Source organism: Verrucomicrobiales bacterium, from assembly GCA_016793885.1.
Classification (GTDB): domain Bacteria; phylum Verrucomicrobiota; class Verrucomicrobiia; order Limisphaerales; family UBA11320; genus UBA11320.
The window spans coordinates 18,143-43,832 of sequence record JAEUHE010000203.1 but is presented as its reverse complement, the minus strand read 5'-3'; the positions used below and the strand labels follow the sequence as shown (position 1 = coordinate 43,832).

General features: G+C 59.6%; 19 protein-coding genes. 10 read left to right on the top strand and 9 right to left on the bottom strand.

Features of this window, described 5'->3' with window-relative positions:
• Positions 1-43 precede the first annotated feature (43 nt).
• On the top strand, positions 44-2,203 hold the full coding sequence (locus tag JNN07_23405) for a DEAD/DEAH box helicase (protein MBL9170699.1): 2,160 nt from the start codon (positions 44-46) through the stop codon (positions 2,201-2,203).
• Between the two features lie 157 nt (positions 2,204-2,360).
• Here the strand turns inward: JNN07_23405 and leuB are convergent, their stop codons facing one another.
• Positions 2,361-3,473 (bottom strand): 3-isopropylmalate dehydrogenase, encoded by a 1,113-nt coding sequence (gene leuB, locus JNN07_23400; GenBank protein ID MBL9170698.1) that lies wholly within the window; start codon positions 3,471-3,473, stop codon positions 2,361-2,363.
• Between the two features lie 489 nt (positions 3,474-3,962).
• Here leuB and JNN07_23395 point away from each other — a divergent pair, with 489 nt between their 5' ends.
• On the top strand, positions 3,963-6,212 hold the full coding sequence (locus JNN07_23395) for a cation-translocating P-type ATPase (GenBank protein ID MBL9170697.1): 2,250 nt from the start codon (positions 3,963-3,965) through the stop codon (positions 6,210-6,212).
• Between the two features lie 461 nt (positions 6,213-6,673).
• Here the strand turns inward: JNN07_23395 and JNN07_23390 are convergent, their stop codons facing one another.
• Positions 6,674-7,987: a DUF1501 domain-containing protein gene (locus JNN07_23390; protein ID MBL9170696.1), complete on the bottom strand. Its 1,314-nt coding sequence runs from the start codon at positions 7,985-7,987 to the stop codon at positions 6,674-6,676.
• 1 nt (position 7,988) lies between these two features.
• On the bottom strand, positions 7,989-9,626 hold the full coding sequence (locus JNN07_23385) for a DUF1553 domain-containing protein (GenBank protein MBL9170695.1): 1,638 nt from the start codon (positions 9,624-9,626) through the stop codon (positions 7,989-7,991).
• Between the two features lie 110 nt (positions 9,627-9,736).
• On the opposite strand from JNN07_23385, the gene JNN07_23380 reads away from it, so the two are divergent.
• Both JNN07_23380 and JNN07_23375 read left to right on the top strand, forming a co-directional pair.
• Positions 9,737-10,930 (top strand): hypothetical protein, encoded by a 1,194-nt coding sequence (locus JNN07_23380; protein MBL9170694.1) that lies wholly within the window; start codon positions 9,737-9,739, stop codon positions 10,928-10,930.
• Between the two features lie 84 nt (positions 10,931-11,014).
• Complete coding sequence (locus tag JNN07_23375; protein ID MBL9170693.1) at positions 11,015-12,241, top strand: HDOD domain-containing protein; 1,227 nt, start codon at positions 11,015-11,017, stop codon at positions 12,239-12,241.
• 145 nt (positions 12,242-12,386) lie between these two features.
• Here the strand turns inward: JNN07_23375 and JNN07_23370 are convergent, their stop codons facing one another.
• A complete protein-coding gene (locus JNN07_23370) occupies positions 12,387-13,274 on the bottom strand; it encodes a ThuA domain-containing protein (protein ID MBL9170692.1) in 888 nt (295 codons plus the stop codon).
• 117 nt (positions 13,275-13,391) lie between these two features.
• Between JNN07_23370 and JNN07_23365 the strand changes: the two genes are divergently transcribed.
• The 5 genes from JNN07_23365 to JNN07_23345 all read left to right on the top strand — a co-directional run bounded on the left by JNN07_23365 (position 13,392) and on the right by JNN07_23345 (position 17,777).
• Entirely contained in the window at positions 13,392-14,381 is a 990-nt protein-coding gene (locus tag JNN07_23365) for a MoxR family ATPase (GenBank protein MBL9170691.1), read from the top strand.
• Positions 14,382-14,437: 56 nt separating this feature from the next.
• Positions 14,438-15,391, top strand: coding sequence for a DUF58 domain-containing protein (locus tag JNN07_23360; protein MBL9170690.1), 954 nt, complete (start codon positions 14,438-14,440; stop codon positions 15,389-15,391).
• Between the two features lie 15 nt (positions 15,392-15,406).
• On the top strand, positions 15,407-16,036 hold the full coding sequence (locus JNN07_23355; protein ID MBL9170689.1) for a hypothetical protein: 630 nt from the start codon (positions 15,407-15,409) through the stop codon (positions 16,034-16,036).
• Positions 16,033-17,028, top strand: a complete 996-nt coding sequence (locus JNN07_23350) for a VWA domain-containing protein (GenBank protein ID MBL9170688.1) — start codon at positions 16,033-16,035, stop codon at positions 17,026-17,028. Before JNN07_23355 ends, JNN07_23350 begins: the two co-directional genes overlap by 4 nt.
• A gap of 71 nt (positions 17,029-17,099) precedes the next feature.
• A complete protein-coding gene (locus tag JNN07_23345; protein ID MBL9170687.1) occupies positions 17,100-17,777 on the top strand; it encodes a hypothetical protein in 678 nt (225 codons plus the stop codon).
• Between the two features lie 652 nt (positions 17,778-18,429).
• On the opposite strand, the gene JNN07_23340 is transcribed toward JNN07_23345, so the two are convergent.
• Together JNN07_23340 and JNN07_23335 are read right to left on the bottom strand one after the other, a co-directional pair.
• On the bottom strand, positions 18,430-19,023 hold the full coding sequence (locus JNN07_23340) for a zeta toxin family protein (protein ID MBL9170686.1): 594 nt from the start codon (positions 19,021-19,023) through the stop codon (positions 18,430-18,432).
• Positions 19,020-19,406, bottom strand: coding sequence for a hypothetical protein (locus tag JNN07_23335; protein ID MBL9170685.1), 387 nt, complete (start codon positions 19,404-19,406; stop codon positions 19,020-19,022). The genes JNN07_23340 and JNN07_23335 overlap by 4 nt, the downstream gene beginning before the upstream one ends.
• Before the next feature lie 362 nt (positions 19,407-19,768).
• Here JNN07_23335 and shc point away from each other — a divergent pair, with 362 nt between their 5' ends.
• The gene (gene shc / locus JNN07_23330; GenBank protein MBL9170684.1) at positions 19,769-21,766 is read left to right on the top strand and encodes a squalene--hopene cyclase; all 1,998 of its coding nucleotides are present in this window, start codon (positions 19,769-19,771) and stop codon (positions 21,764-21,766) included.
• A 367-nt stretch (positions 21,767-22,133) separates the two neighbouring features.
• On the opposite strand, the gene JNN07_23325 is transcribed toward shc, so the two are convergent.
• The 3 genes from JNN07_23325 to JNN07_23315 form a co-directional block, all read right to left on the bottom strand.
• Positions 22,134-23,234: a sugar kinase gene (locus tag JNN07_23325; protein MBL9170683.1), complete on the bottom strand. Its 1,101-nt coding sequence runs from the start codon at positions 23,232-23,234 to the stop codon at positions 22,134-22,136.
• Between the two features lie 339 nt (positions 23,235-23,573).
• Positions 23,574-25,103 (bottom strand): hypothetical protein, encoded by a 1,530-nt coding sequence (locus JNN07_23320; GenBank protein ID MBL9170682.1) that lies wholly within the window; start codon positions 25,101-25,103, stop codon positions 23,574-23,576.
• Positions 25,100-25,672 (bottom strand): DUF192 domain-containing protein, encoded by a 573-nt coding sequence (locus JNN07_23315; protein MBL9170681.1) that lies wholly within the window; start codon positions 25,670-25,672, stop codon positions 25,100-25,102. Before JNN07_23315 ends, JNN07_23320 begins: the two co-directional genes overlap by 4 nt.
• Positions 25,673-25,690 lie beyond the last annotated feature (18 nt).

Genomic DNA, 25,690 nt, shown 5'->3' with positions numbered 1-25,690 from the left:
GTCGGCTCGACGATCGTTGTGCTGATGTCTTCTCACGCCGTCCATGATTAGTCTGCACGACCATTTACCGGGGGCCGGAACCGGCGGGCTCGTGGAACAGGTCGGAGCGATCTTTTCCCCGGACGGGTTGCTCTCCCAGGGGCCGGGCTTTGAGTATCGGCCCCAGCAGCAGCAAATGGCCGTGGCGGTGGCTCAAGCCTTGGTCGATAAACGGCACTTGGCCGTGGAAGCAGGCACCGGAGTGGGGAAGAGCCTGGCCTACCTCATTCCAGCCATCCTGTACGCGGTCGCGGAGAAGAAGAAGGCGATCATTTGCACTCACACGATCAATCTCCAAGAGCAGCTCACCCAAAAGGACCTTCCGCTGCTGCAGAAGCTGCTGCCGGCTCCCTTTCAGTATGCGATGCTCAAGGGTCGATCCAACTATCTCTGCCTCCGCCGTCTGCAGAAGGCTTTGAAGGAGTCCGAGAGCTTGTTCACGTCGCCTGAGGCGGCGGAGCTCCAGCGCATCAAGGAATGGGCGGCGGTGACCCAGGATGGCAGCCTGTCTGATTTTCAAATCGAGCCCGATGCCAAGGTTTGGGCCAGCGTCTGTTCGGAGCGCGGGTTGTGCACTCCCAAGACCTGCGGTCACAGTTCGGATTTTGCCAAGCAGAACGGCGCCTGCTTCTTTCAGCGGGCGCGCAGTCGGATTCTCAGCTCCGACGTCCTGGTGCTGAACCACACTCTTTTCTTCTCGCTGCTGTCGGGGGCGGAAGAGAAGGAGGGCGGGATTCTGTTTAAGAATGACTTCGTGATCTTTGACGAGGCCCACACGGTTGAATCCACCGCTTCGCGACATGTGGGTTTGAGTGTCTCCAGTGGGCAGCTTCGCTTTGCCTTGGGTCGGCTGTACAATCCCAAATCTCAAAAAGGGCTGCTCGCGTCACTGAGGCAGGGACCGTCGGTTAGCAAGGTCGCCGAATTGATGGATCGGGCTGAGGCGTTTTTCGATGGAGTCGAGGAAGCGTGTTCCTCGCTGGCCGCGCGCGATTCGAAGGACCAACCGGGGTCGGATTCCGCTGAAAAGGAAGGGGGCGCACCTCGCCGGGGTTGGTCCGAGTTGCGGATTCGGCAACCTGACTTGGTGCCGGACACTCTCACCTTGGGCATTCAATCGTTGCGGGAGAGCATCGTCCATTTGATCGAGACCTCCTCCGACGCAGAGATCGGACAGGAGTTGATGGAATGCAACCGTCGACTGGGAGAGCTTCGGGAGGAAGTGGCCACCTTCCTGAGTCAATCGGCGGAGAAGTACGTGTACTGGGTGGAGCGCGGGGGGCGGTATCAGCGCAACTTGACCCTCAACGCCGCGCCAGTGGATGTGGCGGAGTTTTTACGTCGTCGACTTTACGAGAGCGGTACCTCGGTCATCATGACCAGCGCCACCCTGGCCGTTGCCGAAGGGTTGACTGCACGGAAGGACAGCTCGGAAGGAAGCGAGAAGCGGGCTGCGGCGCGTTCTCGAGGAGGCTCGGGTTCCAAAGGCTCACCGCTCGCTTATTTCGCCGGTCGGGTGGGAGCTGAATCGTCCCGACTTTTGCAGGTGGGCTCCCCTTTCGACTACGAGAACCAGATGAAGGTGTTCGTGGTGTCCAAGATGCCCGATCCACGGGATGCGGGGTATCGCGATGCCTTGGTTCATTGGATGGAACACTTCATCGAGAAAACCCACGGCAAAGCGATTGTGCTCTTTACCAACACCCGCCTGATGCAGGAGTTGGGCGAGAGCATGGAGCCGTTTTTTAATCGATTGGGATTGGATTGCTTTGTCCAGGGGACCGGCACTCCGCGCTCGGCCATGCTCGAGAAATTCAGGGCGGACGTGAACTCGGTGCTCTTCGGCACCGACAGCTTTTGGCAGGGCGTGGATGTTCCGGGAGAAGCGTTGTCGAACGTGATCATCACACGGCTGCCGTTCGCCGTTCCCGATCACCCGCTGATCCAGGCTCGAGTTGAAGCCATTGAAGCTCGCGGGGGAAACTCTTTCTTCGAGTTCTCTCTTCCCGAGGCGATTCTCAAGTTCCGCCAGGGGGTCGGACGACTGATCCGTTCCAAGAGCGATCAGGGCATCGTGGTGATTCTAGACAATCGTCTATTGGTGAAGCGTTATGGGCAGGCCTTTTTGGATGCCTTGCCCAAGTGTCCTGTAGAGATCGTTTAGCCGCGCACCCCGCCTGCACTGTGTGCGTTCTCGGCGCCTCCGCGAGAAAAGATCCCTCCCCTGCCTCGGAAGGACTGCCGAAATCTCTCGCGGAGGCGCGGAGAACGCGGAGAGGAAAGAGTTCATGGGGAGGCTGTCGGACCGTGGCGCTGCCTTTTTACTTCCGGATCGCCTGGGCGATCGCGCCGCCCATTTCGCTGGTCCCCACTTTGCGCGAGCCGGTATCAGCCGCCTGATAAATATCTCCGGTGCGGAGGCCTCCTGCGATGACAGTCCCAACGGCTCGATCGATCGATTGCGCCGCTTCGTTTAAGCCGAAGCTGTAGCGGAGCATGAGCGACACCGAGAGGATCTGGGCGATGGGATTGGCGAGGTTCTTCCCGGCGATATCCGGGGCCGTACCGCCGGCGGGTTCGTAGAAACCGAAGGTCTGTTCCCCGGCGGTGGCGCCCAGGCTGGCGCTGGGCAGCATTCCCAGGGATCCGGCCAAGGCAGCGGCTTCGTCACTCAGAATGTCGCCGAACATATTCTCGCAGAGCATCACGTCGAACTGAGTCGGGCGCAGCATGAGCTGCATCGCTCCGTTATCGACGAACATGTGCTCCAGAGCGACATCGGGATACTCCTTGCCAATGCGAGTAACGACTTCACGCCACAGAATTCCGTTCTCCAGCACATTCGCCTTGTCGATGCTGGTGAGCTTCTTTCGGCGCAAGCGTGCCGCTTTGAAAGCGACGTGGGCGATCCGTTCGATCTCCGGAGTGGTGTAGACCATCGTATCGGTCGCACGTTGGACACCCGGGGAGATCGTCTCGGTTTTCTTCGGTTGTCCAAAGTACATGCCGCCCGTGAGTTCGCGGACGACCAGGACATCAATGCCTTCGCCTTGCCGCTCGAGCTTGAGTGGGCAGGAGTGCGAAAGGGCCTTGGGCAATTGGACGGGGCGGAGATTGGCGAAGAGACCGAATTCCTTGCGGATACGGAGCAGGGCGGCGCGTTCGGGGCGTTCTTCCTTGGGGATCGTGGGATCGCGATCGGGCAATCCGACCGAGCCGAACAGAATGGAGTCGGATTTGCGGCAGAGTTCGAGGGTGGCGTCGGGGAGCGCTTTGCCGGCGGCATCGATTCCCGCCCAGCCCACCGGCGCCTCGGTCACTTGGAACGAGAGGTTGAATGCTTGTTCGACCGCGCGAAGGACGCGAATGGCTTCGCGCATCACTTCGGGTCCGATTCCATCACCTGCCAAAGCTGCAATCTGATAAGTCTTCATGAGTCGTTCGGGGTAAGGCTAAACGGGAAGAGGCCGCGTGGGCAATCGAGAATCGCGGTGGGGGCGGAGGGTTTGAAATGGGCTAGATTTTTAGTGGGGCCGACTCCGTCGGGGGGACGAAAGCGGTAGAGGGCTACCGCACTCCATGACGCCCCGCGCGGCCGGGACGCTATTTGGAGTGCTGTAGCCCTCTACAGCTTTTCGGCACCGACGGAGTCGGGATCCCCCGGTCTCACCCAACTCAAATCTCCACAAGCAGTCCATAGAGCGCGTCCCATTGGCTCGCAAACCGGGGGTTTTCCACGTGTTTTCCCACGTTGCCATCCAGTCCGCAGACTCCATACTGAGCAGGTGGCCGATTCTATCGACATTCGCTTTAAGCCCCGAGGCGCGGGCGCGGCGGCCCGCAAACCCTCGGAGCCGACTCCCTCTGCCGTTCCTCCACCTTCACCTCCGCCTGCAGCTCCACTTCCCCCCGCAGGTAGTCGCATGAGCCGGTTTCGAGTGACGGGGATGACCTGCGGCAACTGCGCGCGCCACGTGCGCGAAGCCGCTCTGAGTGTGGCAGGGGTCTCGATCGCGGAGGCACTTCCTGAGAAGGATAGCCTGACTGTGTGGTGGAAAGACGCGGTGCCGATGCCCGATACGGCGGTCGCGGCTGCGGTGTCGGCGGCGGGCTATCCCGCGAAAGTGCTTTCGGAATCGACCGTAGCGGAACCGTCCCCCCGATTTTCCTGGAAAGGATGGGGTTTTAACACGGTTCTGGGGGCGATCTGCACACTGCCGCTGATGATCGGCGAATGGATTTTCTCCGCACACGGAAGCCCCACGTTTCATACGCTTGGCTTCGTGCTGGCCACCATCGCCTGGCTGGGTTGCGGATCCCGCTTTGCGCGCGGTGCCTGGCAACAGTTGAAGGTGGGTGCGTTCGGAATGGATTTGCTCGTGACCCTCGGAGCCTCCGCGGCCTATCTGTTCAGCGCGGTGTCCTGGATTCTGCATCGTCCCGGCCATTTGTATTTCATGGAGACGGCGGCGATTCTCACGTTCATCAGCCTCGGACACTGGATCGAAACCCGCGTGAGCCGTCAGGCGGAGGGTGCGCTGCGAGCGCTGTTGCACCTGGCTCCTTCCACAGCGCGGAGGCGGATGCCGAACGGGGAGGAACGAGAGGTTCCCATTGCCGAGTTGATGCCCGACCAAGAAGTGGTGCTGCGTCCTGGGGATCGCATCCCGACCGATGGTTTGGTGGCAGAAGGTGAGTCGGCGGTCGACGAGTCGATGTTGACTGGGGAATCCATCCCGGTGGCGAAGAAGCTGGGCACCCGGCTGTACGCAGGAACCACGAATCTGGATGGACGACTCGTGTTTCGAGTGACCGCGTTGGGGGAGGCCACGGCACTGGCTCAGATCATTGCCGCGGTCCGCCGGGCGCAGTCGAGTCGGGCGAGCATTCAGCGGTTGGCGGATCGCGTGACTCAGGTGTTTGTGCCGGTGGTGGTGTTCGTCGCGCTGGCGACCTTTTTGTTCTGGGGATTTTGGCCGGAGGCGGCGGCAGGGCTGTCGCGCGCGCTGTCGTCGTGGCTTTGGGTGGTGCCGGTCTCGGCTGAGCCCTGGGCCAACGCGGTGATTCATGCCACGGCGGTGTTGATCATCGCTTGTCCCTGTGCGATGGGACTTGCGACGCCCGCGGCCTTGATGGCGGCGTCGAACGCGGCCGCTCGACGGGGGATTTTGTTGCGCGACGCCATCGCCCTCGAGAAGGCGGGACGGATCACGACTGTGCTCTTCGATAAGACCGGCACGCTGACGAGTGGGCGTCCGACGGTCATGGAGACGCGTTCTGCTTCGCTCTCTGAGTCGGAGGCTGAAACCGCTACCTGGTTGGCGGTCGCTTCGAGTCTCGCGGCACCCTCCAGCCATCCGCTGAGCCAAGCGATTGCCGGCTTGTCTGCGGAACGGATGAAGCTCGACGGGTGGAAGGAATATCGAGGTTCAGGTTCAGGGGCTCTCCTATCCGCGGGGGGTGGATCTTGGAAGGCAGCGACTGAAGTTCGGCTTGGATCGCTCGCGTGGACTCACGGGTCGGCTAGCCTCGCTCCTGAGGTTCGATCGGCCGTGGAGATGTGGCTGAGTTCCGGGGCCACCGTGCTGTGCCTGTGGGTCGGAGATCGTGCGGTTCTCTATTTCGCCCTGCGTGATCAACCCAAGGAGGAAGCGAAGGCGGTGGTCCAAGAACTTCGCGATCGGGGCTTAGCGGTGCGCATGGTGTCCGGGGATAGCGTGGCCGCTGCGCGCGGGATCGGACTGGCTGTGGGTTTGGCTGAGGCCGAAGTGTTCGCGGAGGTGAAGCCGGAGAGTAAGGCCGACTTGCTGAAGCAGCTGCAGGCGCAGGGACATCGGGTGGCGTTTGTGGGCGATGGGATTAACGACGCGCCGGCGTTGGCTCAGGCGGACCTCGGCATCGCGGTCACCCGGGCGAGTGATATTGCGCGCGAGTCAGCGGATCTGGTGTTGTTGCGGGCTGATTTGCACGCGGTGCCTGAAAGCCTTTCCCTGGCTGGAGCAACGCTGCGCATCATCCGGCAGAACCTATTCTGGGCTTTTGTTTACAACGCCCTGGCGGTGCCGCTGGCCGCGTTGGGGTTCATGAACCCGATGCTGTGTGCCCTCTCGATGGGGCTATCGGATGTGCTCGTGATCGGTAATTCGCTCCGGCTGTTGCGAGTGAAGAAGTGAGGATCTCGGACAACTGGCGAAAAGACGAGGGGCAGTTGTCACCGCGGTTTTTTCCGGATGACTTGGATGGTAAGCATTGGAGGAAGCTCCTCAAACCGCGCTGGGGCTGGGGCCGCGAGTGGAGAGAGGGCGTTAGCCGCAAAAAGCGAAAGACGACGAAAAACGAGGAAGCAGAGTTTGTGATTTCCTAGGTCGAGTTTTCTTTCGTCCTTTTACGTTTCTTGCGGCTAACATCTCCTTGCTTGGGGCTCGCGAGTGTGCGGTCCCTAAGGAGGTCACTCAGAGCTAGCGACGCACTTTTACCTTTGGCGATCCTCCCTCCGGGGGGACGGAAAAGCTGTAGAGGGCTACAGCACTCCAAAATGCTCCCCTTTGGCGCGAAGCGATATGGAGTGCTGTAGCCCTCTACAGCTTTCGCAATTCCGACGGAGTCGGAAATTTCCGGTGGATCGGAAACACCCTCACCCCCTTGAACCCACGCGCAACAAATCCCGAAGGATGCGGCCGTCGCTGAGGGTGAGGGGGCGGCCGACGGGGGTGATGAGCTCCTTCTCTGGGTTGATGCCCAGGCTATGTTGAATGGTGGCGTGCAGATCTTCGACTCGGACCGGATCCGTGGGCTCTTTTTTCTCTCCTTCAGGATCGGTTGCTCCTTTGACATGGCCTGCTCGAAATCCGCCCCCGGCGATCGCCACGCTGAAGCCGTACGGCCAGTGATCCCTGCCCTCGAGTGGATTGAGCTTCGGTGTTCGACCGAACTCCCCGCCGCAGAGGACCACGGTGGAATCCAACAAGTTTCGTTGCTTGAGATCCCGGAGCAGCGCCGCGAAGGCGGGATCGAGAATCTGGATGTTGCGTTGCTGCTGCTTGTGATTGTTCACGTGCGTGTCCCATCCGCTGAGGGTGACTTCCACACAGCGAACACCGGTCTCGATGAGTCGAAGAGCAGCCAGGCAACTTCGCCCGAAGGGGGTGTCCCCATACGCTGCACGCTGGCTGGCTGGCGCTTGCTTCACGTCGAAGGCGGCCAGCTGTGCCGAGCTCATGATCTTCAAAGCCCGCGTCATGGACAGTTGGTGGAGTGTGCGATTCGATTCCAGGTTGGAAGGTCGGCCGACGGCGAATGCCTTTTCCACCACCGCCAGGTTGCTCATGCGCTGGTCCAGGCGTTTCGAATCCACCTGAGCCACGACATCCTGGATCGGCCCTTGCGGATCATAAACCTGGAAGGCGTCGTATTGAGCTCCCAGGTAGCCTCCGCGCGCGGGCCAGTTTTCCGGCAGGATCGAAATATGACGTGGAATGTCGAGTGGGTCTTCCGGGAGTTGATGGCAGATCACCGCTCCGATGGAGGGATGGATGACGGTTGGGTTCGGGCGATAGCCGGTCTTCACATTGTAGACCGCCCGTTCGTGATCCGCTTCCTTGCTGACCACGGATCGCACCAGCGTGATGTCGTTCATGAGGCTGGCGATCTGATCCAATCCTTCACCCACCAGGACCCCGCTCTGGGCAGTCTTGATGGACTTGGCGCCGTGGGCGATGCTCTTTCCGGGGTGCGGGTCGAAGGTTTCCAACTGGCTGGGGCCGCCGGCCATCCAGAGGAGAATCACGGCCTTGGCGGGCTTCCCGCGCGGCGCCTTTTCCTCCGCTCGAGCCAGTGTTCGGGCCAGGGGAGTGAGCCAGGTCATTCCTCCGAGAGCGCCCCATTTCAGTAGTGTTCGACGGGAGAGATGGGCGGCGGATCCACAGCTGTGTTCGGTGGATGGGTTCATGTTAGTGATTCCAAGAGTACTCAGTCGAATTGATCAGCGTCCAAAACAGGTCCTCCATGAATGACGAGCTGCTCTGGATACCCAGCTTCCGGTACTGGGCTTTGAAGTGTGCCGCCTCGGCGGAGGTGGGACGCCGGGTTAGAGTCGCGAGATAAGCACTCTCCACTGCCACCGATGGATTGGGAGCGAGTTTTCCGATGCGGGTGGAGGCATTGAGAGCCAAATCCTCCTTCGTCCGCTCGTGGACCAGCTTTCCATTCATCAGGATCAGTCGCTGGGGCAGGGTTCCCGAAAATTCGTCGAACTCATCCTCTCCCACGCCCCCGAATCGTTTTACGAAATCCTTTTGCTGGGCGAACCGCATAAGTCGGACAAGCACATGGGACTCTGCATCCAGGGTGCGAAGGGTGGAGGACTGGAGAATGCTTCCGGCCATCTGCTCCGGACGTAAACGGGTGAGGGGATAGGCCGCCAGGTGCGTTTCTGCCTGCGCCGCGATGGGGTGGGTGGGATCGGCCGATCGGCTGTCGAGTTGAAAGACCCGGGTGGACGCGATGATTCGGATGAGCCGCTGCAGGTCGAAGTGGTGAGCGATGAGGTCATCGGCCAGAAGCTCCATCCCCGGGGGGAATGGGCCTTCCAGTGGGATGTCATCAATCGGTTTGTGGAGTGGACGGTTGAAGAGCAGAGCCCAGAGCCGATTGACGGTTGTGCGGGCGAAGGCGCGGTTCTCGGGATGGGTGATCCACTGTCCTAGGCGTTCGCGTGGCGGCCCGGACTGCGGGAGCAACTCCCGCTGAAAGGGCACCTGTGGGGCGATCGTCTCTGAGTCGTCTCTCCGGAGATATCGGAACTGGTAATCCAACTTCGGATTGTCGCGCAACCCCGTGAGCGACATCTCGGCCGGGGCGAAGAACGCAGCCAGTTGGTGGAAGTCCGTTTGCTTCCAACGCTTTCCGAAAAGGTCATCGTGACATTGTACACAGTCCAGACGCACTCCGAGAAACGCGCGGGAAACCCGTGCGGCGAGTTTTTGCTCATCCGGACCTTTTTCTTCGTTGTTGGGATCGACGGTGACCGTGATGAAGTTCACCTCAGGTTTCGAGGTCCAGATGCCTTCGGCAGAAACCAGTTCGCGGACGATCTCATCGTAGGGCCGGTTCGCGTAGAGCTGGTCGCTGAGCCAGCTGACGAGCCGATGGCGGCGATACAAAATGAACGGCCCATCCTCAACCCCCACCGAAATGCGGGCGAGTCGCTCGGCGAGGTAGTCGCTGGTGCGACGGTCTTCAAGCAGGTGGGCCAGCCACCAGTCCAGACGCTGGGAAGGTTCGACCTTTTCGAACGCTCGGATTTCTTCGACAGAGGGAATGGTGCCGGCCAAGGCGAGGGAGAGGCGGCGAGCGACCGTGAGATCCGGCGCGCGCGGTGCCGGCGTGAGGTTCTGCTGCTTCCAAACCTGGGCGAACCCCAGATCGATCTCCTGAGTCATCTTTTGGATTTCCGGACGGGAGGTCAGGATGGCCTCCAGGCTTTGAGGCGGTGCGAAGGGTTCAGGCGGAAGCAACCGCACCAGTCCCCAAGCTGTGATTCCCAGCGTCAGCGTGCCGACGATCATCAGTTTGAGCCGTGAGTTCATGAGTCAGCCGAGGGCTTCGGGGTGGCCACGATTTCGTTTCAGATCATTGAAACTTTCACCCCGACGCTCTGGTTATTAATAGCAGCAGGACATCTGATTTGTTTCAGAAAATGCAGGCGACGATTGATGATTCGGTGGGGCTGAGTGCAGGCGTCATCCAGGCGGCTCAGAGCGAAACTGCCCCGATTCCCATCCCAGAGGGATGGGGGCGGCGGTGCGGGAGAGCTTTGCTGAAGGCCATGGACTGGGGTTTTGGTTGGGTGTCCCTGATGGCGGGGTTGGCGGTGCTGGCAGTTATCCCGGTGCTCAATGTGCTGAGTTTGGGTTATTTGCTGCATGTGACGGGGCGGGTAGCAATCACTGGGAGACTTCGGGATGGTTTTGTTGGTCTTCCCCAGGCTGCGGTTGTGGGCAGGATCGTGCTGGGTGCCTGGCTGGTGTTTCTACCCGTGCGTCTCGTTTCGGGACTGTGGCGCGACGCTGAGTTGGTGGATCCCGGGAGTGGACTGGCGCAGGGTTGGCGGGTGGGTCTGTGGATTATGGCGATCCTGGCTGCGGGCCAGGTGGTGTGGGCGAGTGTGCGGGGCGGTCGATTGCGGCATTTTCTCTGGCCGGCGCCGAGGCTCTTTTTTCGTTCGGTGGCGGCGTGTAGCCCGTGGGGACAGGTCTGGCACTCCGTCCTGGAATACGGCGCGAGTCTTCGGCTGAATTACTATTTCTGGCTTGGGTTTCGTGGATTGGTGGGCTCGCTGGCCTGGCTGGCCGTTCCCGTAGGGCTGTTGATCTGGGCCGCCCAGCTTCCGGCGGCACAAGGCGGAGGAATCCTGTCGTTGGCAGGTGGCTTGGGACTGGTGTGTGTAGCCATTTATCTACCCTTCCTGCAGGCCCGGTTCGCGTTGGAGAATCGGTTGGCGGCGTTCTTCGAGCTTGGGCCGATTCGTCAGTGGTTCATCCGCGCCCCGGTCGCGTTCTGTTTAACCGGGTTGGTGACCGTGGTTCTGGCGCTCCCTTTGTATCTGTTGAAAATCGAGCTGCCGCCTCGGGAAATCGCCTGGCTGCCCAGTCTGGTGTTTGTCCTGTTCATGTTCCCGGCCCGGCTTCTGACCGGATGGGCGGTTGGGAGGGCCAGTCGGCGACAGTTGCCGCGGCATGTGTTCTTCCGCTGGGCCGGCCGACTGGTTTTGTTGTTGGTAGCGCTACTGTATGTGGTTTTCGTGTATGCGACGCAGTATCTGTCCTGGGATGGCAGTTGGAGCCTGTTGGAGCAACACGCCTTTCTGGTGTTTTCGACGTTCAAACTTTAGGGTTAAGCCGAGGGGCTGGGCTTACGATCAATGTGTTAGTTGGTTTGTTCAGATGCGAACCCGGTTCGCTCTCGACCTGCGCTCATGACAAAAAAGCACATTCTCTTTGTGGATGACGATGCCACGTTCCTCCTGGCCTTTCAGGAAGCGTTGCGGATCGCCGAGCCCAACTGGGTCATGGCCTCGGCGACCCGTGGTGCTGAAGCCCTGCAGTTGTTGAGCTCTACGCCCTTCGACGTGGTAGTGGCGGATTTTCAGATGCCGGAGATGGACGGCGCGGACCTGTTGGATCAGGTTCAACAACAGTCACCCCAGACCATGCGCTTCATCTTGTCGGGACAGCTCGACCCTGATGACATCATCCGCCTTTCCGTGCCGGCGCATCAGTGTTTTTCCAAGCCGCTTAGCTTGGACGTTTTTCGGCAAACCATCCGCCGGGTCTTCGGCTTGCGGGATTTGCTCTCCAACGACGTTCTGCGTCGGCTCATCGCCCAATGCAGTTTGCTGCCTACCATTCCCTCGCTCTATATCGAGCTGGGCAAAGAGCTTCAGTCGCCGCATTCGTCGATCGATCGAGTCGAAGCGATCATCGCCCGCGATCCGTCCGTTACGGCCAAGATCCTTCAATTGGTCAACTCAAGCTTCTTTGGATTGCCCCGCCGCATCGAGTCCCTGGGGGAGGCGATCAACTATGTGGGGTTGCAGATCATCAAGGCGCTAGTGCTGACCGTTCCGGTTTACTCTCGCTTCGATGGCGTTCGCGTGCGCGACTATTCCCCTACCGCGATCTGGGAACATTGCTGGCGGACTGGGGTGTTGGCTCGATGTGTCGCTCAAGAAGAGCATCAAGCATCCGCCTTTTGCGAAGAAGCCTTTCTCGCCGGCCTGTTGCACGACTTGGGGAAGATGGTGTTGATCGCGAATCTGTCCTCCTTGTGCCGAGAGGCGACGGCGCTGGCGACCCGCGCTCAGATTTCCATGCATGAAGCGGAGAAGCAGGTGTTTGGCTGCACGCACTCCCAGGTGGCAGCCTACCTACTCGGGCTGTGGGGGCTTCCTGAGTCGATTGTGGAAGCGGTTGCGTTTCACAATGAACCGATGGAGAGCCCCTCCAACCAGTTCAGCCCACTGACGGCCGTGCACGTTGGAAATGCCCTGGATCACGCCTACAGTGAGGGTAAACCCGAGCATTTCAAGCAGTTGGCCGATGTGGAATACCTGATGTCGCTAGGGCTCACAGCCCGATTGGATGCGTGGCAAAACGCGGGTTTAATTGCGTTCCAGCGAGCCAAGCAGGCGTCAGGGGAGTGACTCTCATTTTGGATTTTAGATTTTGGATTTTGGATTGCCGATGTTGGATTGGTTTGGGCGAGGATGTTGGCGCAGCGAGCCAAAAAAGGATCTCTTCCGGCTTCGTTCAATCGCAAATCCAACATCTAAAATGACCATCCATCCCTTACTTGGGATCCAGGTTCGCCTTCAGGGTCTCCGGGCTAATAGGAACGGAAACCCCATCCGGCGGCACCGTTGCATGGGCGATCCACAAAACTGCGTTAAGCACGATCTTCCGGAAGTTTTCATCGCCCCAATTTTTGTGGAAGTGTCCCCCTGTGAATCCAAATCCCCGCCCACCATCCGTTCGTTCGGTGCACCACATCACATGTTGAGCTTCGCCCCGGCCTACCGCCGCTCGGACCGCGGGGTTGCCGCTATGAGGGCCGTCGGGTCTCTGTAGAGTGGACGCGGGGGGCAGCGCGCTGAGCAGTGGCGTCACCCCGGACATGCCTTCACGGAAGCGCATGTGATAATACCATTCATCGTTGATTTTGAAGGGTTTAACTCCTTGAGTGATGGGGTGTTTGGGCAGATTGGAGAAATCGGCTGTCCAGTGCGGGTTCACGGACCAGAACATTTCGAAATAGCCACCGATCCAGCGCAGCAGAGCATCCCCCGGTTCTCCTTTGGGAACTTCGACTCCGTAGTGCGCACAACCTAGGCCCACCCCGCGGTCCATCAGTTCCTGCAGCTTTTTGAGGCGTTCTGGCTTGATGGCGGGGTGTCCGTTGCCGCCGTCGGAGTAAATCACCACGGCATCGATGCCGTTGAAGGCGGCATCGCTCGTAGGCCACCCGTTGGAGGCTACCTCCGAAATCACCCCCGGAACCTGGTTCAGCGCCTTCTGGAGCAGGAGGCAGCCGGCACGGAATTCATGCTCCCCCGCGCCGTGACTTCGGCTTCCGGCGATGAGGAGGATCTTTTTGGTGGCGGCCATTGCGGGCATGAGAGCAAGGGCCAGCAGCGAGAGCGCCAGCGCGCAGGAGCGAACCATCGAGCGGGGTGTCATGAGGTGCATTATGGGAAAGGACGCGAGCTGAGCCAACCCTATTCAGACGGGGTTTGCCGATTGCCCAATCTACGTGCTGGAATTCCCGCCGCCTTCCCGCTACTAACTACCTCAACGATGAACACCGGAATTACTGCTATCAACGAGGAAGTTCAAAGGGCGAGCGCGTTTGTACGGCCGCTGTTCAGTGAACTGGCCAAGGTGGTCATCGGTCAGAACTACCTGATCGAGCGATTGACCATCGGAATGTTGACCAATGGCCACGTTTTGCTGGAAGGCGTTCCTGGTTTGGCCAAGACCCTCTCCGTCAAATCCCTCGCCGCCTGTTTGAACGTCAAGTTTTCGCGCATTCAATTCACTCCGGACATGCTTCCGGCCGATGTGGTGGGCACTCAGATATACGATGGTCGGTCCGGTGGGTTCACCACCCGCAAGGGGCCCATCTTCGCCAATCTGGTGTTGGCCGATGAAATCAACCGCGCCCCAGCCAAGGTTCAAAGCGCGCTGTTGGAAGCCATGCAGGAGAAACAGATCACGCTGGGTGATACCACCTACAAATTGGAAGAGCCCTTCCTCGTGATGGCGACCCAGAACCCCATTGAGCAGGAAGGAACTTATCCGCTCCCCGAAGCGCAGGTCGACCGGTTCATGCTGAAGCTCAAGATTGGGTATCCCAGCCGCGCCGAGGAGCGCCAAATTCTGGACCTGATGGCCCGCACCTCGAATCTGCCGTCCACGTCTGCGGTGGTGGATGCCCAGCAGATCATGGCGGCTCGGAAGGTCATCAATGACATCTACATCGACGACAAGGTGAAGGATTACATTGTGGACTTGATCTGTGCCACTCGTCAGCCCGAGCAGTACAAGATCCAGGTGAAGGATTTCATTCAGCTCGGTGCCTCCCCGCGCGCGACGATCGCGCTCACCCTGGCCTCTAAAGCCTACGCTTTTCTGAAAGGGCGCGGCTACGTTACGCCCCAGGATGTCAAAAGCATCGGCATGGACGTCTTGCGACATCGGGTGTCCATCACCTACGAGGCGGAGGCGGAGGAGAAGACCAGTGAGAGCATCATTCAGCGGATCTTCGACGAGCTGCCGGTGCCATGAGGCCACGTGCGTAGGTCTCTCTCCTCCGCGCAAATCGCGAATTTCGCCCAGGTGCCATGATACCCCGGGAAATCCTTAAAAAGATCCGCCAGATTGAACTGCGAACCAACCGTCTCGTGACGGAGACGCTGGGCGGGCAGTATCATAGCGTCTTCAAGGGGCAGGGGATGAACTTTGAAGAGGTGCGCGAATATCAGCCGGGCGACGACGTGCGCTTCATCGATTGGAATGTCACCGCGCGGATCAACCATCCCTTTGTAAAAAAGTATGTCGAAGAGCGTGAGCTTACCCTCATGTTGGTGGTGGATGTTAGCGGTTCGGGGCTGTTTGGGTCCGGAGATCAGTCCAAGCGCGAATTGGCGGCTGAGATTGCCTCGGTCCTGGCGTTTTCCGCGATTCGCAACAATGACAAGGTCGGCCTCATTTTATTTAGCGATGAGGTTGAGCGCTATTTTCCTCCCAAGAAGGGCAAGCGCCATGTGCTGCGGGTGATCCGGGAGATTCTCTTTTTTGAGCCCAAGCGCCGGGGGACCAATTTGAATCTCGCTTTGGAGTTTTTGAACCGCGTGACGCCTCATCGGGCCATCGTGGCCGTGATCTCTGATTTCCTCGGGGAGAACGACATGACTTCGGCGGTTCCCAAGAGCAAGCCGAACTCGCTGGTGCCTTCCCTGCCCATGGGCGCGTCAGTGATTGGATCGCTGAGGCAGACTAATCGGCGTCATGATGTGGTGGCGGTGCAGGTGGCTGATCGGTATGAGCAGATGCTTCCTGCGCTCGGACGTCTCATGCTGCGAGACGCAGAAACGGGGGAGTTGGTGGAGATCAACACGGGGGACAAGCGTCATCGCGAGGCGTTTAAGCGGCGTCAGCTGGACGCTCAGGCTGACTTGCTGAAGCTTTTCCGTTCGGCCCGGATTGACTCCCTTCAGCTTCGCACCAATGAGCCTTATGGCAGCGCGCTGGCGAAGTTCTTTGAGACCCGGCAGAAGCGCATGATGCACGGCTAATCGAGAGTAGCACCGATGGCGATCAAGAAAACCAATAGCACTTCGACAGCGACCGCCCTGGTTCCGCCGCCGGGCTCGATGGACGGTGCCGGCGGCACCAACGAGCTTCGCGCGATCAAGCCGCCCGTGGATATTCCCTTGGGACCGTGGCCCTGGATCGTAGGGGCACTGGCGTTGTCCCTTTTGGGGCTGTTAGTCTGGCTGTGGCTGCGACGGCAGCGTCGGGTTCGCCCGGCCGCCCCTGAAGTGGTGGTGCCGCCGCATGTGCGCGCGAAGCAGAAGCTGGAACAGGCGCTCGGTTTGATCAGCGATCCGCGTCTCTTCTGTATCGCGGTGTCGGATGCCACGCGGGTCTATCTGGAGGAGCGCTTCGAACTGCGGGCGCCGGACCGGACCACGGAGGAATTCCTGCTGGAGCTGCAGCGGACGAACCACTTGTTTCCCGATCAAAAGACGACCTTGGGCCAGTTCTTGGAACAGTGCGATCTCGTCAAGTTCGCGCGCTCAGAGCCTACCGAAAACGAGCTGCGCGCGTTGCATCGAATTGCGGATCGGTTGGTGGACGAGACCATGCCAACCGCCGTCGGTGCTTCGGATTCATCACCAGCCAAGCCTTTGCCGCCGCCCGTTCCCTCCACGCCATGACCTTTGCGCATCCATGGTTCTTGTTGTTGCTGCTCGCCTTGCCGCTGCTGGCTTGGCTCAAGGGTAAGCGCGGGCAGCCAGCGGCCTTTCTCTACTCATCGGTTCAAATCGTCAAGCCGGTCACGGGAATCCATCGATCTCATGCGGGGCGGATCCTGGCTGCGTTGCGCTGGTTGGCGTTGATAGGTCTGATCGTCGGGTTGGCTCGGCCTCAGAAAGTTCAGGAGGAATCCTCGATGAAGGCCAGCGGCATTGATATTGCCGTGGCGTTGGACTTGTCCGGGAGTATGGAGTCTGAGGACTTCCGGTATCGGGGTAAACAGGTGAACCGTCTCTTCATGGCCAAGGAGGTTCTGAAGAGTTTCGTTCTCAAGCGGCCGGGCGATCGGATCGGTTTGGTGGTGTTCGCAGGACGCGATTACGTGGCCTCGCCGCTTACTTTGGATCATGAGTTTCTGACGGTGAACATTGATCGCCTGGAGCTACACACCATTGAGGATGGGACGGCCATTGGCTCGGGGTTGAGCAATGCCATCAACCGTTTGCGGGATCTCAAGTCCAAGAGCAAGATCGTGATTCTGATGACCGATGGGCAGAACAATGCCGGTCAGGTCCAGCCTTTGACCGCGGCCGAGGCGGCTCGGGCGTTGGGGATCAAAGTCTATACGATTGGCGTGGGAATTCGCGGAACGGCGCCGATGCCGGTGGTGGACGCTTTTGGTCAGAAGCGATATCGGCAGGTGCAGGTCGACATCGATGAGGACACTTTGACCAAGATTGCGAACATGACCGGCGGAAAGTATTTTCGGGCGGACAGCGCCGAGACACTCGAGAAGATCTACGCGGAAATCGACAGCCTGGAAAAGACCGAGGTCGAGGTGAAGAAGTACGTGCAGGTTGAGGAGTTGTTCCCGTGGGCGGTGGTGCCAGGACTGTTGGCGCTGTGCCTTGAGTTGATTCTGGCCAACACTGTGTGGCGACGATTGCCGTAGTCATTGCGCCCCTGTGTCGGACAGTTCGTGGCGTCATTGACACACCTAGCTTAGGAATTACAGTGGATCCCATGATCACCAAAGCGCTTCTCACTTTTTGGGTTTTGATCAGTCTGGGGCTGAACTCGTATTCTCAAGGAAAGATATACGTTTCCAACGTCTGTGGAGTGGGTAAAGAGGGTCTGGTCTTAGGAACAGACCCAGCCAATCCTTACGCCAAGCTGAACAGACGGGATCGTTCCGCCATTGCTGGAAGAGATTGGCTCAATGGTACCGGCTACACCGCGGAGCTATGGTGGTCGACTGACGGAAATGCCGATGAGGACTCACTGCGGGCTGTGCCCAACGCTCAAGGTCACCTTTTCAACTTCGGACTCTTCCGCACGCCCCCCGTAGAAATTCCCAACAGTTTTGGTGGTGACCGTGTTACTCTCCAGGTTCGATTCTGGGACAATCGATCGGGAACGATCGGCGATTGGGCAGCAGTCCTCGCAGATAATACCATTCCGCGTGCTACGACAAGTTTGGTCCATGAGGTCGAGCTACCTGGTTTTGACGCACAAGGGCAACCTCACCTGGGTGATGCGATCCTGGGTTGCAAGCCCGAACTCTTATCGTATATCGGGCTCTATATTGTGCCGGAACCTCAGGTTACGGTGTTCCTCGGGTTCGCCGTTGCATGCGGGTTGATTGTGGGACTTCCGAAGAGAAGCCGAGGCTTTGGTGCGCGAAACTCGGTTGTCAGATAGTTAGAACTCGAGTAGGAGGTCCGAAGGGTGTGATTTGAAGTGGGTGATAAAGGTGGTGACGATCACTCAGTGGCCCTCGCGGAGTTGCCCCTTTGTCAGCTCTAAGCCTGGGGCAGGAGTGGGCTCGAGTGGAATCTCGCCCTACCGCCGTGACGATATGGGGTGGGGGAGACTTAACCGCGAAGCGGTCCGACGAGGTTTATAGTTCTGATTTCCGTTCGAGCCCATGTATGCCCAACGTGTGACAGAGTTTACTGAGTCACGGCGAGGAGCGTTCATGGGTGAGCGAAATTGAGAGGCTCTCAGCCCGCACCATCACGGGCAGTTACCAGTTGAACTCGATCTGAATCTCACCCACTTCTAATCACACCCGGAGCCTTGAACCCGAATGGTTCATTGTGATGGGCCCTAGGATACCGAACTGTGCAGGGGGCTGCGTCGCGGAGAGCCGAGGTGGTGACGATCACTTAGTGGCCCTCGCGGAGTTGCCCCTTGTCATCCTGAGCCTAGGGCGGAGTGGGCTCAACGAGATCAGAACTGTAAATTCAACCGGATCGATCCTCGATCAAGTCTCTCCCTACCTTTTAGGCTTGGCATCCAAGCGACGGCTAATGGTGAGGTGGAGGCCACTTGCCTGCCAGGTCCACCGACATTAGTCCGGGGTGCAGGGGGAGAGCAGCGGCTTGAGCCATTTGGGAACCGGAGGTCGCAGGCTCAATCGTTGCCCTTTTCTGAACTGAGCGACCTCTCGAAAGGGGGTGCGTAGATCGTCGTTGTCGAAGATCAGCACATGCGGGAGTTCGCGGATCGAGGCCTCGAGGTTGACCAGAATGCGTGGAAAACGAGCGATCAGTTTCGCCGTAGGCACATCGTGGCCGCCCTGGGAAACACGCATGGCCACGCGCTCCTCCGATACCTTCGGCCCCGAGACTCCGATGAAACACAGAACCACGGTGTACCCAGCTATCGCCGCCTCTTTCAGGAAAGTCAGCTTTTCCCCGACCGGGTCCGAGAAGACCGTCTCAAACACAAAGCTCTCCCGTTGGCTCACCAATTGGCGTCGAAGAGCATCCGCCACCTTCGCGGCGGCGTAAGGATCAAGGGGGAGTTCACGTGCGAACACGTCAGCATTGATGAAACGAAGGCCGGCGGGTGCGAGATGAGCTTGGTAGAAGGTCGTCTTTCCGGCCCCGTTGGGTCCTGTCAGCGCGACGATGACGGGACGGTTATCCAGCGGGAGCTTCATCCTTTGGGCTGTCGAGCACTTACAGGCTTGAACTGCCGTTTCACGAATCTGCCCACCGTCTGCTTCCCATCAGCCTCCGTGCGGATCAATAAGCCAGGGCCATCCGGCGCGGGCTTGTAGTGCGGGAAGGGCTGGGTCTGTAGAAACTCAGTCACTCGGCGACGTCCTTCTGGGGAGTCCACCGAGGCAAGACACGCAGACAGCGGGCGAGCCATCGCTTTGCGGCTGAGCGCGAGCACCTGTGTGCCTTGCAACAGGGGCTCGATGGCCCGGCCCAGCCTGGCCCAGAATTCAACTTGCCCAGCGATCGAGCGCTCCAGGGCTTCACCTGCCAAACGAGCATCGAGGACTAAGGCATCCGAGAGCTTTACCGGCTGACTCATAGATGCAAGGTAGCATTGTGCTACCTGGTGTCAATTCTCGGGTAATCCGTGGTTAAAACTCCTGCCTCTTCGTTAACCATATAGTGTCTCAAGGCTGGGCATTTGGTGTCAGGAGAGGCGTCAGGCCTTGGGTTTTGGGCCGGATTGTTCCAAAGCACGGAGCGGTGATGCTTGAGGTTGCGGTCTAGGGCCGTCATTCCGCCAAGTTGGCCTCTGAGTTGCAGGGACGTGAGAGAGGGTTTTGCACCCCTAAAAACACTTTACACATTGGGGGGCGGATCCCTCATAATTCAAGGGTGCCAGTGACAACAGCGCAAAAGGGTCGGCTTCCGAGTGATCAGCCGAGTGCCACTGAACAACAGATCGCTCGAGAACAGTATGCTCGCTTGGAATCGGGAATCTCCCGATCCCAAAACTTTCTGCTCGGCGAAGTTAAACCCGACGGGTTCTGGGTGGGTGAGCTCATGGTGGATTCCACCTTGGTCTCCGACACGATAGCCTATCACCACTGGAACGGGAAGGTCGACGTCGAGTGGCAGCGTAAGGCGGTCAACCACATCTTTTCGATGCAGCTGCCCGATGGCGGGTGGAATATCTACTATGGCGGTCCGACCGAAGTGAACGCCACGATCAAAGCCTATCTGGCCTTGAAGCTCGCGGGTGTTCCGGTGACGGACCCAAGGATGTTGAAAGCGCGGGAGATGGCGCGCAGCTTGGGCGGGGTTCCACGGATGAACACCTTCTCGAAGCTCTACCTGGCCCTGATTGGGTTGTATCCCTGGAAATACGTTCCCACCATTCCGTGCGAGGTGTTGCTCATTGGGAAGTGGTTCCATGTGAATTTTTGGGATATGAGCAACTGGAGCCGCGCCATGCTGGTTCCGTTGGCCATCATCAACCATTTCAAGCCGACGCGTCCGTGCCATGTGACCCTGGATGAGTTGTATCCCGAGGGCTTCCATGAGCGTGACCTGGCGCTCCCTCGCGATCCCCAGTTCTTCACCTGGCGCAACTTCTTCCTACGTTTGGACAAGCTGCACAAGTTCGCGGAACTCTGGGTCAAGGCCGGTTTGCATCCCTTCCGGAAACAGGCGCTGAAAAAGGCCGAGGCCTGGATGTTGGAACGGTTTGAAGGATCCGACGGCTTGGCAGCGATTTTTCCCGCGATGCTGAACGCGCTCATCGCGTTGAAGGCTTTGGGCTATGCCGATGATCATCCGCAGGTTCGCCGAGCTGAGCACGAGTTGAAGAAGCTCGAGCATGAGACGGAGGATACCGTCCGGATCGAGCCCTGTTTCTCTCCCGTTTGGGACACGGCGATCACGCTGATCTGTCTTCATGAATCGGGCATTCCGGGTAACCATCCCGTAATGAAGCGGGCCACCGAATGGATGATGGATCGTGAGATCCGTTTCCGTGGTGATTGGTATCACAAGAACCCGACGAAAGTGGAACCCAGCGGGTGGGTTTTTGAATACAACAACAAGTGGAATCCCGATGTGGATGACACCGCTATGGTGTTGTTGGCGTTGCGCAAGATCCCTACCGACAATCCGCAGCGCCGCGACGAGTGCTTCAAACGCGGGTTGAAATGGACCATGGCGTTTCAATGCAAGGACGGCGGGTGGGCGGCGTTCGACAAAGATTGCACCAAGAGCATTTTGGAGAAGGTTCCTTTCGCGGATCACAACGCGATGCTGGATCCGGAGTGTGCGGACATCACCGCCCGGATTCTGGAATTGCTGGGCCAGGAAGGATACTCGATTGATCATCCTCAGGTGCGCAAGGGTTTGGAGTATGTGCGCAGCCAACAGGAGGCCGATGGCTCGTGGTATGGTCGATGGGGTGTGAACTACATCTACGGGACCTGGCAGGTGTTGCGCGGCCTGGCGGCGATGAAGCTCAACATGAACAAGCCCTGGCTGCTTAAGGCGCGGGATTGGCTGGAATCGGTGCAACGTCCGGACGGCGGATGGGGCGAGCGGTGCAACACCTACGACGACCCGGTGCACAAGGGGCAGGGCCCCAGCACGGCGTCGCAGACAGCCTGGGCGCTGATGGGCCTGATCGCGTTCGGCGATCCGCACCGGCCGAGCATCAAGCGTGGGATCGAGTATTTGCTGCGATCGCAGAATCTCGACGGATCCTGGACCGAGGCCGAGACCACCGGAACTGGGTTTCCGCGCGTGTTCTATTTGAAGTACGACATGTATCGCAACACCTGGCCATTGTTGGCCTTGGCGAATTATCGCACCTTGCTCGCGTCGCCCGCGGCTCGACGCAATGGGGCCAACGGGGAAGCCTTGCGAAATCGTCCCTACTTCGAAGTGCTCCGCAACGAAGAGCCGGCGGAGGTCTGAGGGAAGCCGAAGTGGTGGCCCACGGATCACGGGGATCACACGGAAGGTGAGGAGGTGTTTAAGGCGTGCGAAGGGGTGGGCTCTATGGACTGCGGAGACACGTCTCCGCTTTTCCTGCACGCGGCGGAGTGGCGAAGGGGCTGTTACAGGTGAACGCGCGCGTGGGAGGGGCTGAGGCGGCGTGAAGGAACAGCGGTGTCGTGCCACCGCAGTCCATAGGGCGCTCGTGCTCCCCTAGTCGACCTCATCTGGATTTGGTCTTCTCTGCGTCCTTCCCGTCTCTGCGGTGTTCACAAATAAAAAGGCGCATCCGATCCCCAGAGGGCTCGGATGCGCCTGTCTTGAAACCATCTTCGTTCAGGTCAGGTCAGCGCTGAACGCGAGCGCCGCCACCCTTCATGAGCTTCTCCACTTCGTCCTTGGAAGCCATGGAGGTGTCGCCCGGGGTCGTCATGGCGAGGGCGCCGTGCGCTGCGCCGTAGTCGACCGCCTTCTGTCCATCGTCCGACGTGAGCAGGCCATACACGAGGCCGGAGGCGAAGCTGTCGCCGCCGCCCACGCGATCGAGGATCTCGAGATCGTTGCGTTGGATGGCTTGGAAGAACTTGCCGTTGGCGTAGCAGATCGCACCCCAATCATTGATGGTGGCAGTCTTGGCGGCGCGCAGGGTGGTCGCGACCACCTTGAAGTTCGGATATTCCTTCACCGCGGCCTCGATCATCTTCTTGAAGGCCGAGACGTCGATGTGCAGGAGGTTTTCATCGGCGCCTTCGACATGGAAGCCGAGCGAGGCGGTGAAGTCCTCTTCGTTGCCGATCATCACATCGACATACTTGGCGATGCGCTTGTTGACCTCCTGAGCCTTTTTTAGGCCGCCGATGCTCTTCCAGAGGCTGGGGCGATAGTTGAGGTCGTAGGAAACGATGGTGCCGTATTTCTTGGCAGCTTGAACGGCTTCTTCCACCAGAGCAGCGGTGGATTCGCTGAGCGCGGCAAAGATACCGCCGGTATGCAGCCAGCGAACGCCTTGCTTGCCGAAGATCTCGTCCCAGTTGAAGTCCCCGGGCTTGAGCTGGCTGGCCGCGGTGTTGCCACGGTCGGGAATACCCACCGCGCCACGGGCGCCGAAGCCGCGTTCGGTGAAGTTCAGACCGTTGCGGGTCACCCGGCCCACACCGTCGAATGGTTTCCAGAGCACGAAATCCGTGGCGACGCCGCCCTGAAGGACAAAGTCTTCGAGCAGGCGGCCGACATCGTTATCGGCGAAGGCGGTGCAGACGGCCGTCTTGAGGCCAAAGCAGCGACGGAGGCCGCGGGCGACATTGTATTCGCCGCCGCCCTCCCAGACTTTGAATTCACGCGCGACGCGGATGCGTCCTTCGCCGGGGTCCAGGCGAAGCATGATTTCACCGAGGGCGATCATGTCCCAACGATAGGTGCCGGCAGGTTTCAGATTCAGTATCGACATGGTGGAATGGATCAATCGTTTCAAGGGCCTGGGGCTCCGTCGGATCGAGGTTTCCCCCTGTCGAACCCTCGTTCGCAGGCGGCACAACACCATCGATGCCCGGCCCAAAGCAAGGGGTTAGAGTGGGGGAAGATCCGCGGGAAACTCAATACGAAATTGGGAGTTGGAGTTCGGCTTCTGGGAGTGGGGAAGTGGGGATCCCGACTCCGTCGGGGGGGCAAAAGCGGTAGAGGGCTACCGCACTCCAAGACGCTTCGCGAGATGGCCATGCCTTTTGGAGTGCTGTAGCCCTCTACAGCTTTTCGGGACCCGACGGAGTCGGGATCCGCCCCCACTTCACTACTTCAGCTCGGGAGGCTTGTTGCCATAGCTCCAGGGGGCGCGGAAGGGAGGGGCGGGGGGTGGCAACGGGATTGGACCTGGGGTCATCTGGTTGGCCAATTCGATGCCGGTATTGGCGATGGCGCGTCCCGCGCCGACCTCTAGATTGCTGTAAGCGGTGAGTCGGGTCTCATACCCGCCACCATTGGGGCCCATCGCTTCCTCGGTAGGAACATAACCAACGATGCCGTTGGCGAGCTCGACGGGAAAGGTGAAGGGGAACTTGCTGCCCTTCTTGATGTCCAATCCGTACTGCACGAAATACTCGGCGGGGTTGGAAACCATGACGACGGGGCCGACCTGGATGGCTTGGACTTCCACCTCGACCTCGGGGCGAGCTTTGGCCATGGCATCCAAGGTCACGGTCTCTTTGGCAAAGGTCCATTCGGTATCTCCGACCTCACGTGGCTCCTTCTGGACGAGTTCGGTGGCCAACCGAACTTTTTCCGGCGTGGGGAGCCGCCGTTTGATGTTCCAGGTCTTGTGGCGGATATCGATGGGGATGTTAGTCCCGGCACCTCGTCGGATCAGCAGAAGTGTTTTGAAGGCTTCGGCGCCGATACGGCCGCCCACCATCTCCCACCATTCTTCCGGCGCCGGATTCTGGAACTGGGTCAAGTTGTCGACCTGAGTGATGTCCCCGCAGGCACCCTGCAAGAACACCATCGACAGGGCTGGGTTTTGAGTGGCGCCCCGCAACGTCTGCTCCATCGAACCAATCCAGCTGGCCGAGATGCCCCCGGGACTGGTGGTGGCGTGGCAGGCGAAGTTAACCACGACTCCCAGCAGGCGGCTCTTCAGATCCCAGACCCCGATGACCCCCACTTGCGGATCGATAGGACCGGCATAGCCGATCACCTCGGGGTTGCCTGCGCCGGGGTGTGAGAAGGTGAGTCCACCTTTCATCCGCAGGCGACGGTTGTAGGAAACCTTGTCCTCGTGACCGAACCCGGCCGCGAGCTTGGCGTCAACCCGACGTTCATTGGCTGCGACCACGGCGTCGACGATCTGGCGTCGTAGCCGTTGGGTGTAGCCCGGGTCTGAGACGATGGATTTGTTGGTCACCAGGTCGCGCACGAGCGGCGAGGCGTTGTCGAAGTCACCGGGCTCGCTCATGCCGATGGGGCCGGAGGAATGGGAGTGGGAGGCGGCAATCATGACGTTTTCGCCCCGGATCCCGCAGCGGCTTTGGATGTCGGCCCGCACGTCCTTGGTGAGTTGGCGGGTGACGAACAAGATATCAACGCCCACCATCGCCACCCGCTGCTTGCCGTCGTCGAAGACCACGGCCCGCGCCTTGCACGGATCGTGAAAGCTGCGGTGGTAGTCTTTTCCATACCCTCCCGGCGCTTCCATTCCGATGTCCGGAGTGATGTCGCGTTCTGCGAATCCAGCTTTGAAGCTGGTGGTGGCGGTCGATTGCGACTCGGCCGTTGGAGCTGAATAACCGAGCGACAGAACGGCGGCGGCGAGGAGGAGTGCTTTCATTTTCCGTAGAAGGTCTCTCGGAGTGACCCTCGGTCACTGCGAATCAAGGTGCCGACCTCGATCTTGTGTCGCGTGAACCAGCCTTGGGGCACTTCGAGGACGAAGGAGATGGCGTCTGCCGTGGATTCGACCGGAGTCTCGTCGAAAGGTTTCAGGTCGTGGATTTCCAGGATACGGCCGGACATGTCGATGTAAGCGCAGGAGAGCGGGACCTTGGTGTTCTTCATGTAGAAGGAAGCCTTACGGGGAGTGCCCGGCAGGACAAAGATCATGCCTTCGGTGTCCTCCATTTTTTCCCGGAACATCATGCCGGTCATGATCTCGACCGGACGCGAGGCTACCTCGGTTTCCAGTTCGATGGGTCCGAGCCAGAGTTTGACCGTTGGCAGCTTGGGCTGGGCGTGATTGAGCGGTCCGTTGAGAGTCTGCGGAGCGGGGGTAGCAGGGGAGGTTGTCGTCGGTTTCGGTTTGGTCGGGGCTGGCGACGACGGTTCGCTGCACCCGCTGGTCACGGTGATCAGCAGGATCGGCAAGATGCGGGCCAGGGAGCATCGGAGTCGCGTGTTCATGACGAGCAGGAGGAGAGT